Origin of the sequence: Stutzerimonas stutzeri (assembly GCF_000590475.1) — a bacterium.
Classification (GTDB): Bacteria; Pseudomonadota; Gammaproteobacteria; order Pseudomonadales; family Pseudomonadaceae; genus Stutzerimonas; species Stutzerimonas stutzeri_D.
This window is the reverse complement of record NZ_CP007441.1, coordinates 1,801,547-1,816,663: the sequence shown is the minus strand read 5'-3', so window position 1 is coordinate 1,816,663 and position 15,117 is coordinate 1,801,547. Positions and strand designations below refer to the sequence as shown.

The 15,117-nt window shown below is 60.2% G+C and carries 13 protein-coding genes; 10 read left to right on the top strand and 3 right to left on the bottom strand.

From position 1 onward, the window contains the following. Positions 1–8: 8 nt before the first annotated feature. Positions 9–260 (bottom strand): sulfurtransferase TusA, encoded by a 252-nt coding sequence (gene tusA / locus CH92_RS08510; protein WP_025241351.1) that lies wholly within the window; start codon positions 258–260, stop codon positions 9–11. 64 nt (positions 261–324) lie between these two features. Beyond that, entirely contained in the window at positions 325–1,374 is a 1,050-nt protein-coding gene (gene rlmM, locus CH92_RS08505; RefSeq protein ID WP_025241350.1) for a 23S rRNA (cytidine(2498)-2'-O)-methyltransferase RlmM, read from the bottom strand. Between the two features lie 300 nt (positions 1,375–1,674). On the opposite strand from rlmM, the gene acnA reads away from it, so the two are divergent. Beyond that, positions 1,675–4,350 (top strand): aconitate hydratase AcnA, encoded by a 2,676-nt coding sequence (acnA, locus tag CH92_RS08500; RefSeq protein WP_025241349.1) that lies wholly within the window; start codon positions 1,675–1,677, stop codon positions 4,348–4,350. Positions 4,351–4,542: 192 nt separating this feature from the next. Further along, on the top strand, positions 4,543–6,111 hold the full coding sequence (locus CH92_RS08495; protein WP_025241348.1) for a methyl-accepting chemotaxis protein: 1,569 nt from the start codon (positions 4,543–4,545) through the stop codon (positions 6,109–6,111). Positions 6,112–6,201: 90 nt separating this feature from the next. Here CH92_RS08495 and CH92_RS08490 read toward each other — a convergent pair whose 3' ends face one another. Continuing rightward, positions 6,202–6,885 carry an alpha/beta family hydrolase gene (locus CH92_RS08490; protein WP_025241347.1) on the bottom strand — a complete coding sequence of 228 codons (684 nt, stop codon included), beginning with the start codon at positions 6,883–6,885 and terminating at the stop codon, positions 6,202–6,204. A gap of 81 nt (positions 6,886–6,966) precedes the next feature. Here CH92_RS08490 and ccoN (CH92_RS08485) point away from each other — a divergent pair, with 81 nt between their 5' ends. The 8 genes from ccoN (CH92_RS08485) (at position 6,967) to ccoG (ending at position 15,106) form a co-directional block, all read left to right on the top strand. Then, a complete protein-coding gene (ccoN, locus tag CH92_RS08485; protein WP_025241346.1) occupies positions 6,967–8,391 on the top strand; it encodes a cytochrome-c oxidase, cbb3-type subunit I in 1,425 nt (474 codons plus the stop codon). Positions 8,392–8,401: 10 nt separating this feature from the next. Next, positions 8,402–9,013 (top strand): cytochrome-c oxidase, cbb3-type subunit II, encoded by a 612-nt coding sequence (ccoO, locus tag CH92_RS08480; RefSeq protein WP_025241345.1) that lies wholly within the window; start codon positions 8,402–8,404, stop codon positions 9,011–9,013. A gap of 94 nt (positions 9,014–9,107) precedes the next feature. Then, on the top strand, positions 9,108–10,043 hold the full coding sequence (gene ccoP / locus CH92_RS08475) for a cytochrome-c oxidase, cbb3-type subunit III (RefSeq protein ID WP_025241344.1): 936 nt from the start codon (positions 9,108–9,110) through the stop codon (positions 10,041–10,043). 356 nt (positions 10,044–10,399) lie between these two features. Further along, positions 10,400–11,827 carry a cytochrome-c oxidase, cbb3-type subunit I gene (gene ccoN, locus CH92_RS08470; RefSeq protein WP_025241343.1) on the top strand — a complete coding sequence of 476 codons (1,428 nt, stop codon included), beginning with the start codon at positions 10,400–10,402 and terminating at the stop codon, positions 11,825–11,827. A 12-nt stretch (positions 11,828–11,839) separates the two neighbouring features. Continuing rightward, positions 11,840–12,451: a cytochrome-c oxidase, cbb3-type subunit II gene (ccoO, locus tag CH92_RS08465; RefSeq protein ID WP_025241342.1), complete on the top strand. Its 612-nt coding sequence runs from the start codon at positions 11,840–11,842 to the stop codon at positions 12,449–12,451. Positions 12,452–12,457: 6 nt separating this feature from the next. Continuing rightward, on the top strand, positions 12,458–12,640 hold the full coding sequence (locus tag CH92_RS08460) for a CcoQ/FixQ family Cbb3-type cytochrome c oxidase assembly chaperone (protein ID WP_025241341.1): 183 nt from the start codon (positions 12,458–12,460) through the stop codon (positions 12,638–12,640). After that, entirely contained in the window at positions 12,641–13,558 is a 918-nt protein-coding gene (gene ccoP, locus CH92_RS08455) for a cytochrome-c oxidase, cbb3-type subunit III (RefSeq protein ID WP_025241340.1), read from the top strand. Between the two features lie 135 nt (positions 13,559–13,693). Beyond that, the gene (ccoG, locus tag CH92_RS08450) at positions 13,694–15,106 is read left to right on the top strand and encodes a cytochrome c oxidase accessory protein CcoG (RefSeq protein WP_025241339.1); all 1,413 of its coding nucleotides are present in this window, start codon (positions 13,694–13,696) and stop codon (positions 15,104–15,106) included. Positions 15,107–15,117 lie beyond the last annotated feature (11 nt).

Here is a 15,117-nt window from a genome sequence, read left to right as displayed (position 1 = left end):
CAGCACGCTCAGTCGGTCTTCTTGCGGATCCAGTAGAGATAGGTGCCCTCTTCGGTCTGTTGCTCCACCAATTCGTGACCGAGGAAAACGCAGAACTTCGGGATATCGCGCTGGGTGGACGGATCGGTTGCGATCACCTTGAGCAGTTCACCGCCGCCGAGGCCGCGCACCTTGTTGTGCAGCATCATCACTGGCTCGGGACAGTTCAGGCCGCTGGCATCGAGCACCGCGTCGGCAGACAGTTCAGCAGATTGAGTCATCACAGGCTCCTAAAACAGGACGACATTGTCACCCAGACAGATCATGCGGTCACCCACTGGCGCGTCACCGGCGACGCAAATGGCAGGTCACTTCCTCGCGGTCATGGTAAAGCTGCTTGCAGCCAATGCTCGCTTTCACCCCTCGTTCGGCAAGCCCATCGGCGATGCGTTCCAGCAGCCGCTTCACCTCCGCGTAGCGTTGTTTCATCGGCAACTTGAGGTTGACCACCGCCTCTCGGCACAGACCTTCGCCGATCCAGGTTTCCAGCAAGGCAGCGTTCTTTGCCGGCTTCTCGACGATATCGCAGACCATCCAGTCCACCGGCTGCTTCGGGCGGAAGGCGAACCCGTCGGCGCGGTAATGCCCAACCAGGCCGGATTCCAGCAACTCCTGGTTCATCGGCCCGTTATCCACAGCCATCACTTCTATGTCCCGGTTGACCAGCTGCCAGGTCCAGCCGCCTGGCGATGCGCCCAGATCCACCGCGGTCATACCGGGTGCCAATCGCGCGTCCCACTGCTCGCGCGGAATGAAGTGATGCCAGGCCTCTTCCAGCTTCAGCGTTGAGCGGCTCGGCGCCTGCCTTGGGAACTTCAGGCGAGGAATACCCATCGGCCACATGGCGCTGTTGTCGGCCTCAGCGATGCCGAGAAATACCTCGCGGCCACTTTTGAAGGTCAGCAGCAAGCGCGGCCCCGAGCCACCTTCGACCAGCCGTCCAGCCTTGGTCAGCGCCTTGCGTAACGGGGCCTCGAACTTGCGGCAGAAGTTCGACAGTTCCTTGCCATCGTTGGTGTCCAGCACCTCGAGCCAGACGCTGCCGCATACCGGGTAGGCCTTGAGTTGTTCGAGCAATACGCCGATACGGTCGGTCTCTGGCAGCGTCAGATGCTCGCCGCGCGCCCATTGCCGAGCGAAGATCAAGCGGGCGAAGCGCACGCCGTGCATCAATCGCTGCGCTTGTTCCGGCTCGCTGCAAATGAACTCGGCGCAGGCGCTGTTCGGTTTCGCCTTGGCGTAGCCGGCCACGCTCAGTCGGGCGGCCTGGTCGCTGATCTCGGCGCAGACTTCATTTTCGAAGCCTGGGCGGCAGTGCAGCAGCAATGTATTCATGGTACGAACCCTGTTGTCGCGCGAAGGTGCATGGGCGTCGAAGCGCTCTGCGACCAAAGCCGCGCATGATAGCCGACTGGGGAACCCGGGGCTTGCTGCCTCGGTCCAGTGAACAGTCACCTCGGAATCATTGCAGCCGCATGCGGCATCGTCAGGTGTACATCACTCGATGCCTTGGCCCGGATTCCATTGCCAACTGGACTGGCGGCCCGTTCGTGGCGAAATGATTCGCCAAGGGCTAGCTTCAACAGACCGCTCCCTACTCAGTCAGCCCGACCGTGCGGGCACAAGGAGAGACGAATGCCATCCCTGGACAGCCTGAATTGCCGACGAAGCCTCGATGTAAACGGCAAAACCTATCACTACTACAGCCTCCCCGAGGCGGCGAAGCAGCTCGGCGACATCAGCCGCTTACCGACTTCTCTCAAAGTGCTGCTGGAGAACCTGTTGCGCTGGGAAGATGACGTCACGGTACGCGCCGACGACTTCACCTCGCTGGCGGTATGGCTGAAGACGCATACGTCGGAACGGGAGATTCAGTACCGCCCCGCGCGGGTGCTCATGCAGGATTTCACCGGCGTTCCCGCAGTGGTCGACCTGACCGCCATGCGCGATGCGGTGTCGCGTGCCGGTGCCGACCCCCAGCGCATCAACCCGCTATCACCCGTGGATCTGGTTATCGACCATTCGGTAATGGTTGATCGATTCGGCAGCGACAGTTCGTTCGAACAGAATGTCGAATTCGAAATGCAACGCAACGGGGAGCGCTACGAGTTCCTACGCTGGGGCCAGCAAGCATTCGACAACTTCCGCGTGGTGCCGCCGGGTACCGGCATTTGTCACCAGGTCAATCTCGAATACCTCGGTCAGGTGGTCTGGACGAAAGAAGAAGACGGCGAAACCATCGCCTATCCGGACACCCTGGTCGGCACCGATTCGCACACCACCATGATCAACGGCCTCGGCGTGCTGGGCTGGGGCGTGGGCGGTATCGAAGCGGAGGCGGCGATGCTCGGCCAACCCGTGTCGATGCTGATACCCGAAGTTATCGGCATGCGTCTGACCGGCAAGCTCAACGAAGGCGTCACGGCCACCGACCTGGTGCTCACCGTCACACAGATACTGCGCAAGCACGGTGTAGTGGGAAAATTCGTCGAGTTCTTCGGCCCGGGTCTGGATCACCTTCCGCTCGCCGATCGCGCCACTATCGGCAATATGGCGCCCGAGTACGGGGCCACCTGCGGCTTTTTTCCGGTGGATCAGATCACCATCGATTACCTGCGCCTGACAGGCCGTGATCCGGACCGCATCGCGCTGGTCGAGGCATACAGCAAGGCCCAGGGCATGTGGCGAGATAGCAACTCACCGGACCCGGTATTCACCGCGACGCTGGAGCTCGATCTCGGTCAGGTACAGCCCTCCCTTGCTGGTCCGAAGCGGCCACAGGATCGGGTCTCACTGGGTGACATCGGCGCCAGCTTCGACCTTCTGTTGGAAACCAGCGGCAAAATCCAGCATGCAGACACCGCGGTGCCTGTCGCTGGCGAAAGCTTCGATCTAAAACACGGCGCGGTGGTGATCGCCGCGATCACCTCATGCACCAATACCTCCAATCCGAACGTCTTGATGGCCGCTGGTCTGGTAGCCAAGAAGGCACTCGAGCGCGGCTTGAAACGCGCGCCCTGGGTTAAATCATCGCTCGCGCCAGGCTCCAAGGTGGTCACCGACTATCTGGAGCGGGCCGGCCTGACGACCTATCTGGACCAGCTCGGCTTCAATCTGGTCGGTTATGGCTGCACCACCTGCATCGGTAACTCCGGACCGCTACCCGACGCGATCGGCCAGGCGATCACCGAAAACGACTTGATCGTCTCCTCGGTGTTGTCTGGCAACCGCAACTTCGAAGGGCGCGTGCATCCGATGGTCAAAGCCAACTGGCTGGCTTCGCCACCTCTGGTTGTGGCGTTCGCGCTGGCCGGCACCACACGTATCAACATGGACAAGGAACCGCTGGGATACGACGAGCAGAATCAGCCGGTCTATCTCAAGGACATTTGGCCCACCAGCGCGGAGGTGAACGAGGCCGTCAGCAAGATCGATGGTCAGATGTTCCGCACTCGCTATGCCGATGTATTTAGCGGTGACGAACATTGGCAATCCATTGCCTTCACCGAAGGCGACACCTACGCATGGAACGACAGTTCCAGCTACGTGCAGAACCCACCGTTCTTCGAAGACATCGGCCAACCGCCCGCACCGCCGACGGATGTTGAAAATGCACGTGTATTGGCGCTTTTTGGCGACTCGATTACCACCGATCACATCTCACCGGCCGGCAATATCAAGGCCAGCTCGCCAGCCGGACTGTATCTGCAGCAACTGGGCGTGAAACCGGAAGACTTCAATTCCTACGGCTCGCGTCGTGGCAACCACGAAGTGATGATGCGGGGCACGTTCGCCAACATCCGTATCAAGAACGAGATGCTGGGCGGCGAAGAAGGCGGCAATACGCTTCATCAACCCAGCGGTGAGCGGATGTCGATCTACGATGCCGCGATGCGCTATCAAGCTGAAGGCGTGCCGCTGGTGGTGGTTGCCGGGAAGGAATATGGCACCGGCTCAAGTCGCGATTGGGCCGCCAAGGGCACCAATCTTCTTGGCGTCAAGGCAGTGATTGCGGAGAGCTTCGAGCGCATCCACCGATCCAACCTGATCGGTATGGGCGTGCTGGCGCTACAGTTCGTCGGCGATCAGACCCGGCAGTCGTTGGGCCTGACTGGCAATGAGCAGCTCTCGATTCGTGGCTTGGGGGCTGATATCAAACCCCGCCAACTGCTGACCGTGGATATTCAGCGAGCGGACGGTTCACGGGAGAACTTCCAGGTGCTCTGCCGCATCGACACGCTCAACGAGGTGCAATACTTCAAGGCAGGCGGAATCCTGCACTACGTGTTGAGACAGTTGATCGCAGCCTGAAATCCCTCATCTGTCCTCACCACAACGCCCGCTGCAGCGCTGCTGCAGCGGGCGTTTTGCTTTACGAGCGGGCCACCTGTCGACCCGCACTCAATTAATCGAGTGGCCTGCCGTTAAAAAAAATATCGGTCAGCCGACCACGCCACAAGAAAGACACGCACTAGCCCCACCTCGAACTATCAGGCGTATCCAATGCGAAACAACCAGCCCATCACCCAACGCGAATATGCGTTTCCTGACCAGCAACGGCTGATTTCCACAACCGATCTGAAAGGCAAGATCAGCTATTGCAACGACATCTTTGCCGAAGTCAGCGGTTTCGAGCGCAGCGAGATTATCGGCTCTCCACACAACCTGATCCGTCATCCGGATGTGCCGTCCGCTGTGTTCGCCCATATGTGGGCCACGCTCAAGGACGGCAGGCCCTGGATGGGCATCGTCAAGAATCGACGCAAGAACGGCGACCATTACTGGGTCAACGCGTACGTAACGCCGGTGCTCGACATGCAGCGTACCGTTATCGGCTATGAGTCAGTGCGTACCAAGCCCACCCGCGAGCAGGTGCAGCGCGCCGAAGCGCTCTATGCACGCCTTAACGCGGGGAAAAGCGGTGTGCCGCAGCGCGACAAGTGGCTACCCGTTGCGATCAACTGGTTGCCCTTCATCGTCATCAGCCAGATCGGCTTCATGATCGGCACGTGGTTCGATCATGCCTGGGGCTTTGCGCTGGCCGCACTGCTGTCCGTGCCACTGGGCCTTGCCGGGCGTCACTGGCAGATGCGCGGGGTGAACCGCCTGGTGCGCCTGGCCGAGCAATCTACCAGCGATCCTTTGGTCGCACAGATGTACACCGACAGCCATGGCGTTGAAGCCCGCCTGGAAATGGCAATGCTCAGCGAGCATGCGCGCCTGAAAACCTGCCTGACGCGTCTGCAGGACAGCGCCGTGCAACTCCAGCAGCAGGCCAAGCAGGCCGATGAACTGGCGCACAGCTGCTCGGATGGCCTCGCGCGCCAGCATCACGAAACCGAACAGGTCGCCACGGCCATCAACCAGATGGCCGCGACGACCCAGGAAGTCGCTGGCAACGTGGCCCTGGCGGCAGAGGCCACCGAGCAAGCCAACCGGCTTGCTGCACACGGCCAGGAAATCAGTGGCCAGACCCGCAAAGCCATCGAACTGCTGGCCCATGCCGTGACGGAAACTGGCGATGCGGTGTCGGCCCTGGCACAGAACAGCGACGAGATCGGTACCGTGGTCGATGTGATCAAAAGCATCGCCGACCAGACCAACCTGCTCGCGCTCAACGCGGCCATCGAAGCGGCTCGCGCCGGGGAAAGCGGCCGCGGCTTCGCCGTGGTCGCCGACGAGGTCCGCCAATTGGCCCAGCGTACCGCTGCCGCCACGGGTCAGATCCATCAACTGATCAAAAAACTTCAGTTGCAGGCGCGCCAGGCCGTCGAGACGACGGAGCAAGGCCGTGCACAGGCGAACCGTGGTGTGGAACGGGTGATCGACGCGGACAAAGCGCTCTCTGGTATCAGCACGGCCGTGGAGCGCATCATCGACATGACGTCGCAAATCGCTTCGGCAACCGAGCAGCAGAGCTCAGTTGCCGAGGAGATCAGCCACAACGTCAGCAATATCGCTCGCCTCGCCGATCAAACGTCGGGGGACGCGCAGAGCTCGGCGCTGCTTTCTGAGGGCCTGGCGGCTACGGCGCAATCGCAGTACTCGCTGGTGGAGCGCTTCAACCGCTGAATGCAAACCTGACCCAAGCCCTGCGGCCACGCTAGACGCCCGCTTGCAGTACTGCTGCAGCGGGCGTTCTGCTGTGCGACCGTTGATTAATCAGGGACGGTGCAAGAATGCCGCGACAACGCCCGCCGCGCTGTCCAGGTGTTGCTCGTGGGTCAGCCCTGACTTTTTGAGCGGCTTGAGATCATGGTCGGCGGCCGTCAGCCAGTGCATGCAAATCGCCGGCGACAGCGAATAGCTGGCGACAGTATCCCGATCGCCCAAAGCATCGCGTGCGCCCTGAATGATCAGGCTGGGCGTGCGGAGCTCGGCGAGATGCGCCACGCGGGGCTTTTCTGGCTTGCCCGCGGCGTAGAAGGGATACCCCAGACACACGAGCGCATCGACCTCCAGTTCGTCGGCCAGCAGGCTCGCCATCCGTCCCCCCATCGACTTGCCACCAATCGCCAAGCGCCCTGCGGTTTGCTGACGCACCGACCGGTATACCTCGCGCCACTGCTGCAACAGCTGCGACTGCGGATTGGGTGGACGCTTGCGCCCGGTCGCACGCCGCTCGGCCATATAGGCGAACTCGAAGCGCAAGACCGCCACGCCACGCGCCACAAGCCGCTCGGTCATCTGCTGCATGAACGGACTGTCCATCGGAGCACCTGCACCGTGCGCCAGGATAAGGTTGGCATAAGCCCCGCCCGGCGGATGATCGCCTCTGACGAACGGAATTTCATCGCCCTGTGAGTATTGATCGGCGTCAATACCGGCCATTTGCCCTTTGCCCATCCTTACCCCCGCTTTCGAATGAAAGAAATGCCCGCTCAGCGCAACAAAAACATGCTCACTACCGTGGATGGAAGCCCATACATGAACACAGCAACCAGTACCGCCTATAACTATAAGGTGGTCCGCCAATTCGCCATCATGACGGTGGTGTGGGGAATCGTCGGGATGGGGCTCGGCGTTCTCATCGCATCGCAATTGGCTTGGCCGTTTCTCAACTTCGACCTCCCCTGGACCAGCTTCGGTCGCTTGCGGCCTTTGCACACCAATGCGGTGATTTTCGCTTTTGGTGGCTGCGCATTGTTCGCGACCTCCTACTACTCCGTCCAGCGCACCTGCCAGACCACGCTATTTGCGCCCCAGTTGGCGGCTTTCACCTTTTGGGGCTGGCAATTGATCATCCTGCTGGCGGCGATCAGCCTGCCGTTGGGCTACACCAGCTCCAAGGAATACGCCGAGCTGGAATGGCCGATCGACATTCTGATCACCATCGTCTGGGTGTCCTACGCGGTCGTGTTCTTCGGCACCCTGGCCACCCGCAAGGTCAAGCACATCTATGTGGGTAACTGGTTCTTCGGCGGCTTCATCCTGACCGTTGCGCTGCTTCACGTGGTCAACAACCTGGAAGTGCCGGTCACCGCGATGAAATCCTATTCGCTGTATTCCGGCGCGACCGACGCCATGGTCCAGTGGTGGTATGGCCACAACGCGGTGGGCTTCTTCCTGACCGCCGGTTTTCTCGGGATCATGTATTACTTCGTGCCCAAACAGGCCGAGCGTCCGGTGTATTCCTATCGCCTGTCGATCGTGCATTTCTGGGCACTGATCACTGTGTATATCTGGGCCGGCCCGCACCACCTGCATTACACCGCACTGCCGGACTGGGCGCAGTCGCTCGGCATGGTGATGTCGCTGATCCTGCTGGCACCGAGCTGGGGCGGCATGATCAACGGCATGATGACCCTCTCGGGTGCCTGGCATAAGTTGCGCAGCGACCCGATCCTGCGCTTCCTGGTCGTCTCCCTGGCGTTCTACGGCATGTCGACTTTCGAAGGTCCGATGATGGCCATCAAGACCGTCAACGCGCTCTCCCACTACACCGACTGGACCATCGGCCACGTTCACGCCGGCGCCCTCGGCTGGGTTGCCATGGTTTCCATCGGCGCGCTGTATCACCTGATCCCCAAGGTCTTCGCTCGCGAGCAGATGCACAGCATCGGCTTGATCAACGCCCACTTTTGGCTGGCCACCATCGGCACCGTGCTCTACATCGCCTCGATGTGGGTCAACGGTATCGCGCAGGGCCTGATGTGGCGTGCAATCAACGAAGACGGCACCCTCACCTACTCCTTTGTCGAAGCGCTCGAAGCGAGCCATCCAGGCTTTGTGGTACGCATGATCGGTGGCGCGATCTTCTTCGTCGGCATGTTGCTGATGGCTTACAACACCTGGCGCACCGTAAGTGCCTCCAAGCCAGCCGAATACGCAGCCGCCGCGCAGATCGCCTGAGGAGCCGACCATGAAGAAGCACGAAATACTTGAAAAGAACGTCGGTCTGCTGACCCTGTTCATGGCACTCGCGGTGAGCATCGGCGGCCTGACTCAGATCGTTCCGCTGTTCTTTCAGGACGTGGTCAACGAGCCGGTGGAAGGTATGAAGCCCTACACCGCGCTGCAGCTGGAAGGTCGTGACCTGTATATCCGTGAAGGGTGCGTCGGCTGCCACTCGCAGATGATCCGGCCGTTCCGTGCCGAGACCGAACGCTACGGTCATTACTCGGTAGCGGGCGAAAGCGTCTATGACCATCCGTTCCTGTGGGGGTCCAAGCGCACCGGTCCGGATCTGGCTCGCGTCGGCGGCCGCTATTCCGACGACTGGCACCGGGCGCATCTCTACAACCCGCGCAACGTCGTGCCCGAATCGAAGATGCCCTCCTACCCGTGGCTGGTGGAGGACACCCTGGATGGCCAGGACACCGCCAAGAAAATGAAGGCACTGCGCGCCGTTGGAGTGCCCTACAGCGACGAGGACATCGCCACTGCCGGAGCCGCGGTCAAGGGCAAGACCGAGATGGACGCGCTGGTGGCTTATCTGCAGGTGCTCGGCACCGCGCTGCAGAACAAGCGCTGATACCGGGCTATCGAAAACGGCGCGCTGCCGCAGCAGCCGTCAGAGATCCAACATCGAGGGCAGTTCGAGCGTTCGGGCTGTCCAGGAGTCACACATGAACGCTTTCTGGAGTGGTTACATCGCCCTGCTGACGCTGGGCACCATTGTCGCTCTGTTCTGGCTGATCTTCGCGACCCGCAAGGGAGAGTCGGCTGGCACGACCGACAAGACAATGGGTCATTCCTTCGATGGAATCGAGGAGTACGACAACCCGCTGCCCCGCTGGTGGTTCCTGTTGTTCATCGGCACGCTGGTGTTCGGCATTTTCTACCTGGTGCTTTACCCGGGACTAGGCAGTTGGAAAGGCGTGATGCCGGGCTATGAAGATGGCTGGACACAGACCAAGCAATGGCAGCGCGAAGTTGACCAAGCTGAAGCGAAGTTCGGTCCGATCTTCGCCAAATACTCAGCCATGGAAGTTGCTCAGGTCGCCCAGGATGAGCGAGCCCTGAAGATCGGTGGCCGCCTTTTCGCCAACTATTGCGCTGTTTGTCATGGCTCAGATGCCAAAGGCGCGAACGGCTTCCCCAACCTGGCGGACAGCGAATGGCGCTGGGGCGGGGATGCCGAAACCATCAAAACCACCATCCTGCACGGTCGCGTTGCGGCCATGCCCGCCTGGGGTCAGGTCATCGGTGAACAAGGTGTGAAGAACGTTGCGGGCTACGTGCGCGCTGATCTGGCCGGTCTGCCTCTGCCGGAAGGCAGCGATGCGGATATCGCAGCAGGTGGCGAGGTGTATGCGCAGACGTGCTCGGTCTGCCATGGTGCGAACGGACAAGGCACGGCCGCGCTGGGCGCGCCAAGCCTGGCGAAACCCGCGGGCTGGATCTACGGCTCGAGCCTGCCGCAGCTGCAACAGACCATTCGTCACGGACGCAACGGTCAGATGCCGGCGCAGAAACAGTACCTGGGCAACGACAAAGTGCATCTGCTGGCTGCTTACGTGTACAGCCTCTCGCAGCAGCCAGAACGCCTGGCGAAACAGTAGAGCCTTACAGGGCGGTATGGCCGTACCGCCCTGTTACCGATCAAATTTTGCTCGGGAATGCCACCGTGCGACGCTCTGTCGCAGACCGTCCGGCCGCTGCCATCTTTGCCCTTCAGCCTGACTACTTCTATAGTCTTCCCCACTCGCCGAACCCCCGCAGAACTACAAGGCGAAGCCCTCGATTCAGCACATCGGCATGATGTGATAAACGACCCTGCAAAAAGCATGGAAAACGCCTGGAATCAGGGTCCGAACGGCACGAGATGGCCCGGGCGTCGATTGCATTGCCCCCCTCCTTTCTCCATACTTGCCGCCGTTTTTGCCCCTTGATATGCCATTTAGCGTGGAAGCCTTGCATGAGCACAGCAATAAGTGAGACTGCATATAACTATAAGGTGGTTCGCCAGTTCGCCATCATGACGGTGGTCTGGGGAATCCTCGGAATGGGGATGGGTGTGTTCATCGCCGCACAGCTGGTGTGGCCCGAGTTGAACTTCGACCTGCCGTGGGCCAGCTTCGGCCGCCTGCGTCCCCTGCACACCAACCTGGTCATTTTCGCCTTCGGCGGCTGCGCCCTGATGGCCACGTCTTTTTACGTGGTACAGCGCACGTCCCAGGTCCGGCTGTTCTCAGATGGCCTCGCGGCCTTCGTTTTCTGGGGCTGGCAGGCGGTAATCCTCCTCGCTGTGGTCACCCTCCCACAGGGCTTCACCAGTTCCAAGGAATACGCCGAGCTGGAATGGCCGATCGATATCCTGCTGGCAGTCGTCTGGATCAGCTATGCAGTGGTGTTCTTCGGCACCATCATGAAGCGCAAGGTTTCCCATATCTACGTGGGCAACTGGTTCTACGGCGGCTTCATCCTGGTGACGGCGATGCTGCATATCGTCAACAACATGGAAGTACCGGTGAGCTGGTTCAAGTCCTACTCGATCTACTCGGGTGCGACCGATGCGATGATTCAGTGGTGGTACGGGCATAACGCGGTTGGATTCTTCCTGACCACCGGCTTCCTGGGCATGATGTATTACTTCGTACCCAAGCAGGCTGGCCGTCCGGTCTACTCCTATCGCCTGTCCATCGTGCACTTCTGGGCGCTGGTTACCCTGTACATCTGGGCCGGTCCGCACCACCTGCACTACACCGCATTGCCGGAATGGGCACAGAGCCTGGGCATGGTGATGTCGATCATCCTGTTGGCCCCGAGCTGGGGCGGCATGATCAACGGCATGATGACCCTCTCGGGCGCCTGGCATAAGCTACGCACCGACCCGATCCTGCGCTTCCTGGTCGTCTCCTTGGCGTTCTACGGCATGTCGACCTTCGAAGGCCCGATGATGGCCATCAAGACCGTCAACGCGCTGTCCCACTACACCGACTGGACCATCGGCCACGTTCACGCTGGCGCCCTTGGCTGGGTCGCGATGATCTCTATCGGTTCCATGTACCACCTGATCCCCAAGGTCTTCGCTCGCGAGCAGATGCACAGCATCGGCTTGATCAACGCCCACTTCTGGCTGGCAACTATCGGTACCGTGCTCTACATCGCCTCGATGTGGGTCAACGGCATTACCCAGGGCCTGATGTGGCGTGCGATCAACGAAGACGGCACCTTGACCTACTCCTTCGTCGAAGCGCTGGAAGCCAGTCACCCCGGCTACATCGTCCGTGCATTGGGCGGTGCATTCTTCCTCACCGGCATGCTGCTGATGGCTTACAACACCTGGCGCACCGTGCGCGCCGCCAAGCCGGCCGAATTCGAAGCCGCTGCGCAGATCGCCTGAGGGAACGGATAAATGAAGAACCACGAAATACTTGAAAAGAACGTCGGTCTGCTAACCCTGTTCATGATCCTTGCGGTGAGCATCGGCGGTCTGACTCAGATCGTCCCGCTGTTCTTCCAGGATGCGGTAAACGAGCCGGTTGAAGGCATGGAGCCTCGCACCGCGCTGCAGCTGGAAGGTCGCGACATCTATATTCGCGAAGGTTGCGTTGGCTGCCACTCGCAGATGATCCGTCCGTTCCGCGCCGAGACTGAGCGTTACGGCCACTACTCGGTCGCTGGCGAGAGCGTCTACGACCACCCGTTCCTGTGGGGCTCCAAGCGCACCGGTCCGGATCTGGCCCGTGTCGGCAACCGTTACTCCGATGACTGGCACCGCGCGCACCTGTACAACCCGCGCAACGTGGTGCCCGAGTCGAAGATGCCGGCTTACCCCTGGCTGGTAGAGAACAAGCTGGATGGCAAACACACCGGCGACAAGATGGTTGCCCTGCGCAGCGTCGGCGTGCCTTACACCGACGAAGACATCGCCGGTGCCAAGGATGCCGTCAAGGGCAAAACCGAAATGGACGCCCTTGTCGCCTTCCTGCAAAGCCTTGGCACATCCCTCACCAACAAACGGTAACGCACCATGGAAATCGGGACTCTCCGCGGTCTGGGCACCATTTTGGTATTCGTCGCCTTTGTTGGCCTCGTGCTCTGGGCGTACAGCAGCAAGCGCAAGAAAAGCTTCGATGAAGCCGCCAACCTGCCCTTCGCAGATGAGCCCGATACCAAGAAGCGTGATGAAGAAGCTTCCAGGAGTAAGAAATAAATGACCACGTTTTGGAGTTGGTACATCACAGTGCTGAGCCTGGGTACCATTGCGGCCCTGGTCTGGCTGCTGCTTGCGACCCGCAAGGGACAGCGTGGCGACAGTACGGAAGAAACCGTCGGCCATTCCTACGACGGTATCGAGGAGTATGACAACCCGCTCCCACGCTGGTGGTTCATGCTATTCGTCGCCACCGTGATCTTCGCCCTTGGCTATCTCGCCCTATACCCGGGCCTCGGCAACTGGAAAGGTCTGCTGCCGGGCTATGAAGGTGGCTGGACCCAAGTCAAGGAATGGCAGCGCGAAGTGGACAAGGCCAACGAGCAATACGGTCCGCTGTACGCCAAGTTCGCCGCGATGCCGGTCGAAGAGGTTGCCCAGGATCCCCAAGCCCTGAAGATGGGCGGACGTCTGTTCGCGTCCAACTGCTCCGTCTGCCACGGTTCCGACGCCAAGGGTGCCTATGGCTTCCCCAACCTGACCGATAACGACTGGCTGTATGGCGGTGCGCCTGAAACCATCAAGACCACGATCATGGGCGGCCGTCAGGCAGCCATGCCAGCCTGGCGCGACGTGTTGGGCGAGGAAGGCATTCGCAACGTTGCCGGTTACGTTCGAAGCCTGTCCGGTCGTGACGTTCCTGAGGGAATCACCGCCGATATTGAGCAAGGTCAAAAAATCTTCGCGACGAACTGTGTAGCTTGTCATGGTCCAGAAGGCAAAGGCACCCAGGCAATGGGCGCGCCCAATCTGACCGACAACACGTGGCTGTACGGCTCGAGCTTCGGGCAGATTCAGCAAACGCTTCGCTACGGTCGTAACGGGCGCATGCCAGCCCAGCAAGACCACCTTGGCAATGACAAAGTGCACCTGCTGGCTGCTTACGTGTACAGCCTCTCGCAAAAGTCGGAGAACTGATCCGACTGTTCAGGCGCGACCGACGGTCGCACCTGATATCAACTATCGAGGCGTACCATTCGCAGCAGGTAAGCAAAAGATCCCGGCCGGCACGTATCGACCGGGACACTCACCCTCCGCCGTGGTACGTATTCGATGTCCGAGCAAATCCCCGTTCATGATGTAACCCCTCCTGCCAAGGTCGCCTCGTCTTCCGACCTTTACGCTGCTCGCGAAAAAATCTACACCCGCTCCTTCACCGGCCTGTTTCGCAATCTGCGACTCGTCGGCGGCGCGCTGCTGTTCATTCTCTATTTCGGAACCGTGTGGCTGACCTGGAACGGTCGTCAGGCGGTCTTTTGGGATTTGCCCGAGCGCAAGTTCTACATCTTCGGCGCAACCTTCTGGCCTCAGGACTTCATCCTGCTCTCCGCGCTATTGATCATTTGTGCCTTCGGTCTGTTCTTTATCACTGTATTTGCCGGTCGCGTCTGGTGTGGCTATACCTGCCCCCAGAGCGTGTTCACCTGGGTGTTCATGTGGGCGGAAAAGGTTACCGAGGGTGATCGCAACCAGCGGATGAAGCTCGACAAGGCGCCGATGAGTGGCAACAAGTTCATGCGCAAGCTGGCCAAGCATTCGATATGGCTCGGTGTTTCACTGGCGATCGGTATCACCTTCGTCGGCTATTTCACCCCTATCCGCGAACTGGTGCCGGATCTGCTCACGCTTCAGGTTGGCGGCTGGGCGGCATTCTGGGTGGGCTTTTTCACCCTCGCCACTTACGGCAACGCGGGCTATCTGCGTGAGCAGGTGTGCATCTACATGTGCCCCTACGCGCGCTTTCAGAGCGTGATGTTCGACAAGGACACGCTGATCGTCTCCTACGACCCGCGCCGCGGCGAGCGCCGTGGGCCACGCAAGAAGGACGCCGACTATAAGGCCATGGGTCTCGGTGACTGCATCGATTGCACGATGTGCGTGCAGGTTTGCCCGACCGGCATCGATATCCGTGACGGCCTGCAGATCGAATGCATCGGCTGCGCCGCCTGTATCGACGCTTGCGACACCATCATGGACAAGATGAATTACCCACGCGGGTTGATCAGCTATACCACCGAGCACAACCTGTCCGGACAGAAAACCCGGCTCGCGCGACCGCGGCTGATTGGTTATGCCGTCGCGCTGATCGCCATGATGGGTGTGTTCGCCTATGCGGTCACCGATCGCTCTCTGGTCAAACTGGATGTGCTCAAGGATCGCGTGCTGTATCGCGAGAACGAGCAAGGCCGGATAGAAAACGTCTATACGCTGAAGGTAATGAACAAGGCTCAGAACGAACAGATCTTCATCATCGAAGCCACCGGACTGGCTGGTCTGCGCTACGAAGGACGCAACGAGATCCACGCCGCAGCTGGCGAGCTGGTTACCGTTCCGGTAGAGCTTTCGGTCGCACCGGAACAGCTTCCATCGAGCACCAACGATATCGTCTTCCACATCAAATCGGCAGACGACCCCGCAATTGAAGACGAATCTGAGAGCCGTTTTATCGGCCCTAGCATTCGCTGAACAGGTAGCAC

Coding starts and splice junctions, on each gene's coding strand:
- tusA (WP_025241351.1), bottom strand. CDS start 260: ATGACTCAATCTGCTGAACTGTCTGCCGACGCGGTGCTCGATGCCAGC.
- rlmM (WP_025241350.1), bottom strand. CDS start 1,374: ATGAATACATTGCTGCTGCACTGCCGCCCAGGCTTCGAAAATGAAGTC.
- acnA (WP_025241349.1), top strand. CDS start 1,675: ATGCCATCCCTGGACAGCCTGAATTGCCGACGAAGCCTCGATGTAAAC.
- CH92_RS08495 (WP_025241348.1), top strand. CDS start 4,543: ATGCGAAACAACCAGCCCATCACCCAACGCGAATATGCGTTTCCTGAC.
- CH92_RS08490 (WP_025241347.1), bottom strand. CDS start 6,885: ATGGGCAAAGGGCAAATGGCCGGTATTGACGCCGATCAATACTCACAG.
- ccoN (WP_025241346.1), top strand. CDS start 6,967: ATGAACACAGCAACCAGTACCGCCTATAACTATAAGGTGGTCCGCCAA.
- ccoO (WP_025241345.1), top strand. CDS start 8,402: ATGAAGAAGCACGAAATACTTGAAAAGAACGTCGGTCTGCTGACCCTG.
- ccoP (WP_025241344.1), top strand. CDS start 9,108: ATGAACGCTTTCTGGAGTGGTTACATCGCCCTGCTGACGCTGGGCACC.
- ccoN (WP_025241343.1), top strand. CDS start 10,400: ATGAGCACAGCAATAAGTGAGACTGCATATAACTATAAGGTGGTTCGC.
- ccoO (WP_025241342.1), top strand. CDS start 11,840: ATGAAGAACCACGAAATACTTGAAAAGAACGTCGGTCTGCTAACCCTG.
- CH92_RS08460 (WP_025241341.1), top strand. CDS start 12,458: ATGGAAATCGGGACTCTCCGCGGTCTGGGCACCATTTTGGTATTCGTC.
- ccoP (WP_025241340.1), top strand. CDS start 12,641: ATGACCACGTTTTGGAGTTGGTACATCACAGTGCTGAGCCTGGGTACC.
- ccoG (WP_025241339.1), top strand. CDS start 13,694: ATGTCCGAGCAAATCCCCGTTCATGATGTAACCCCTCCTGCCAAGGTC.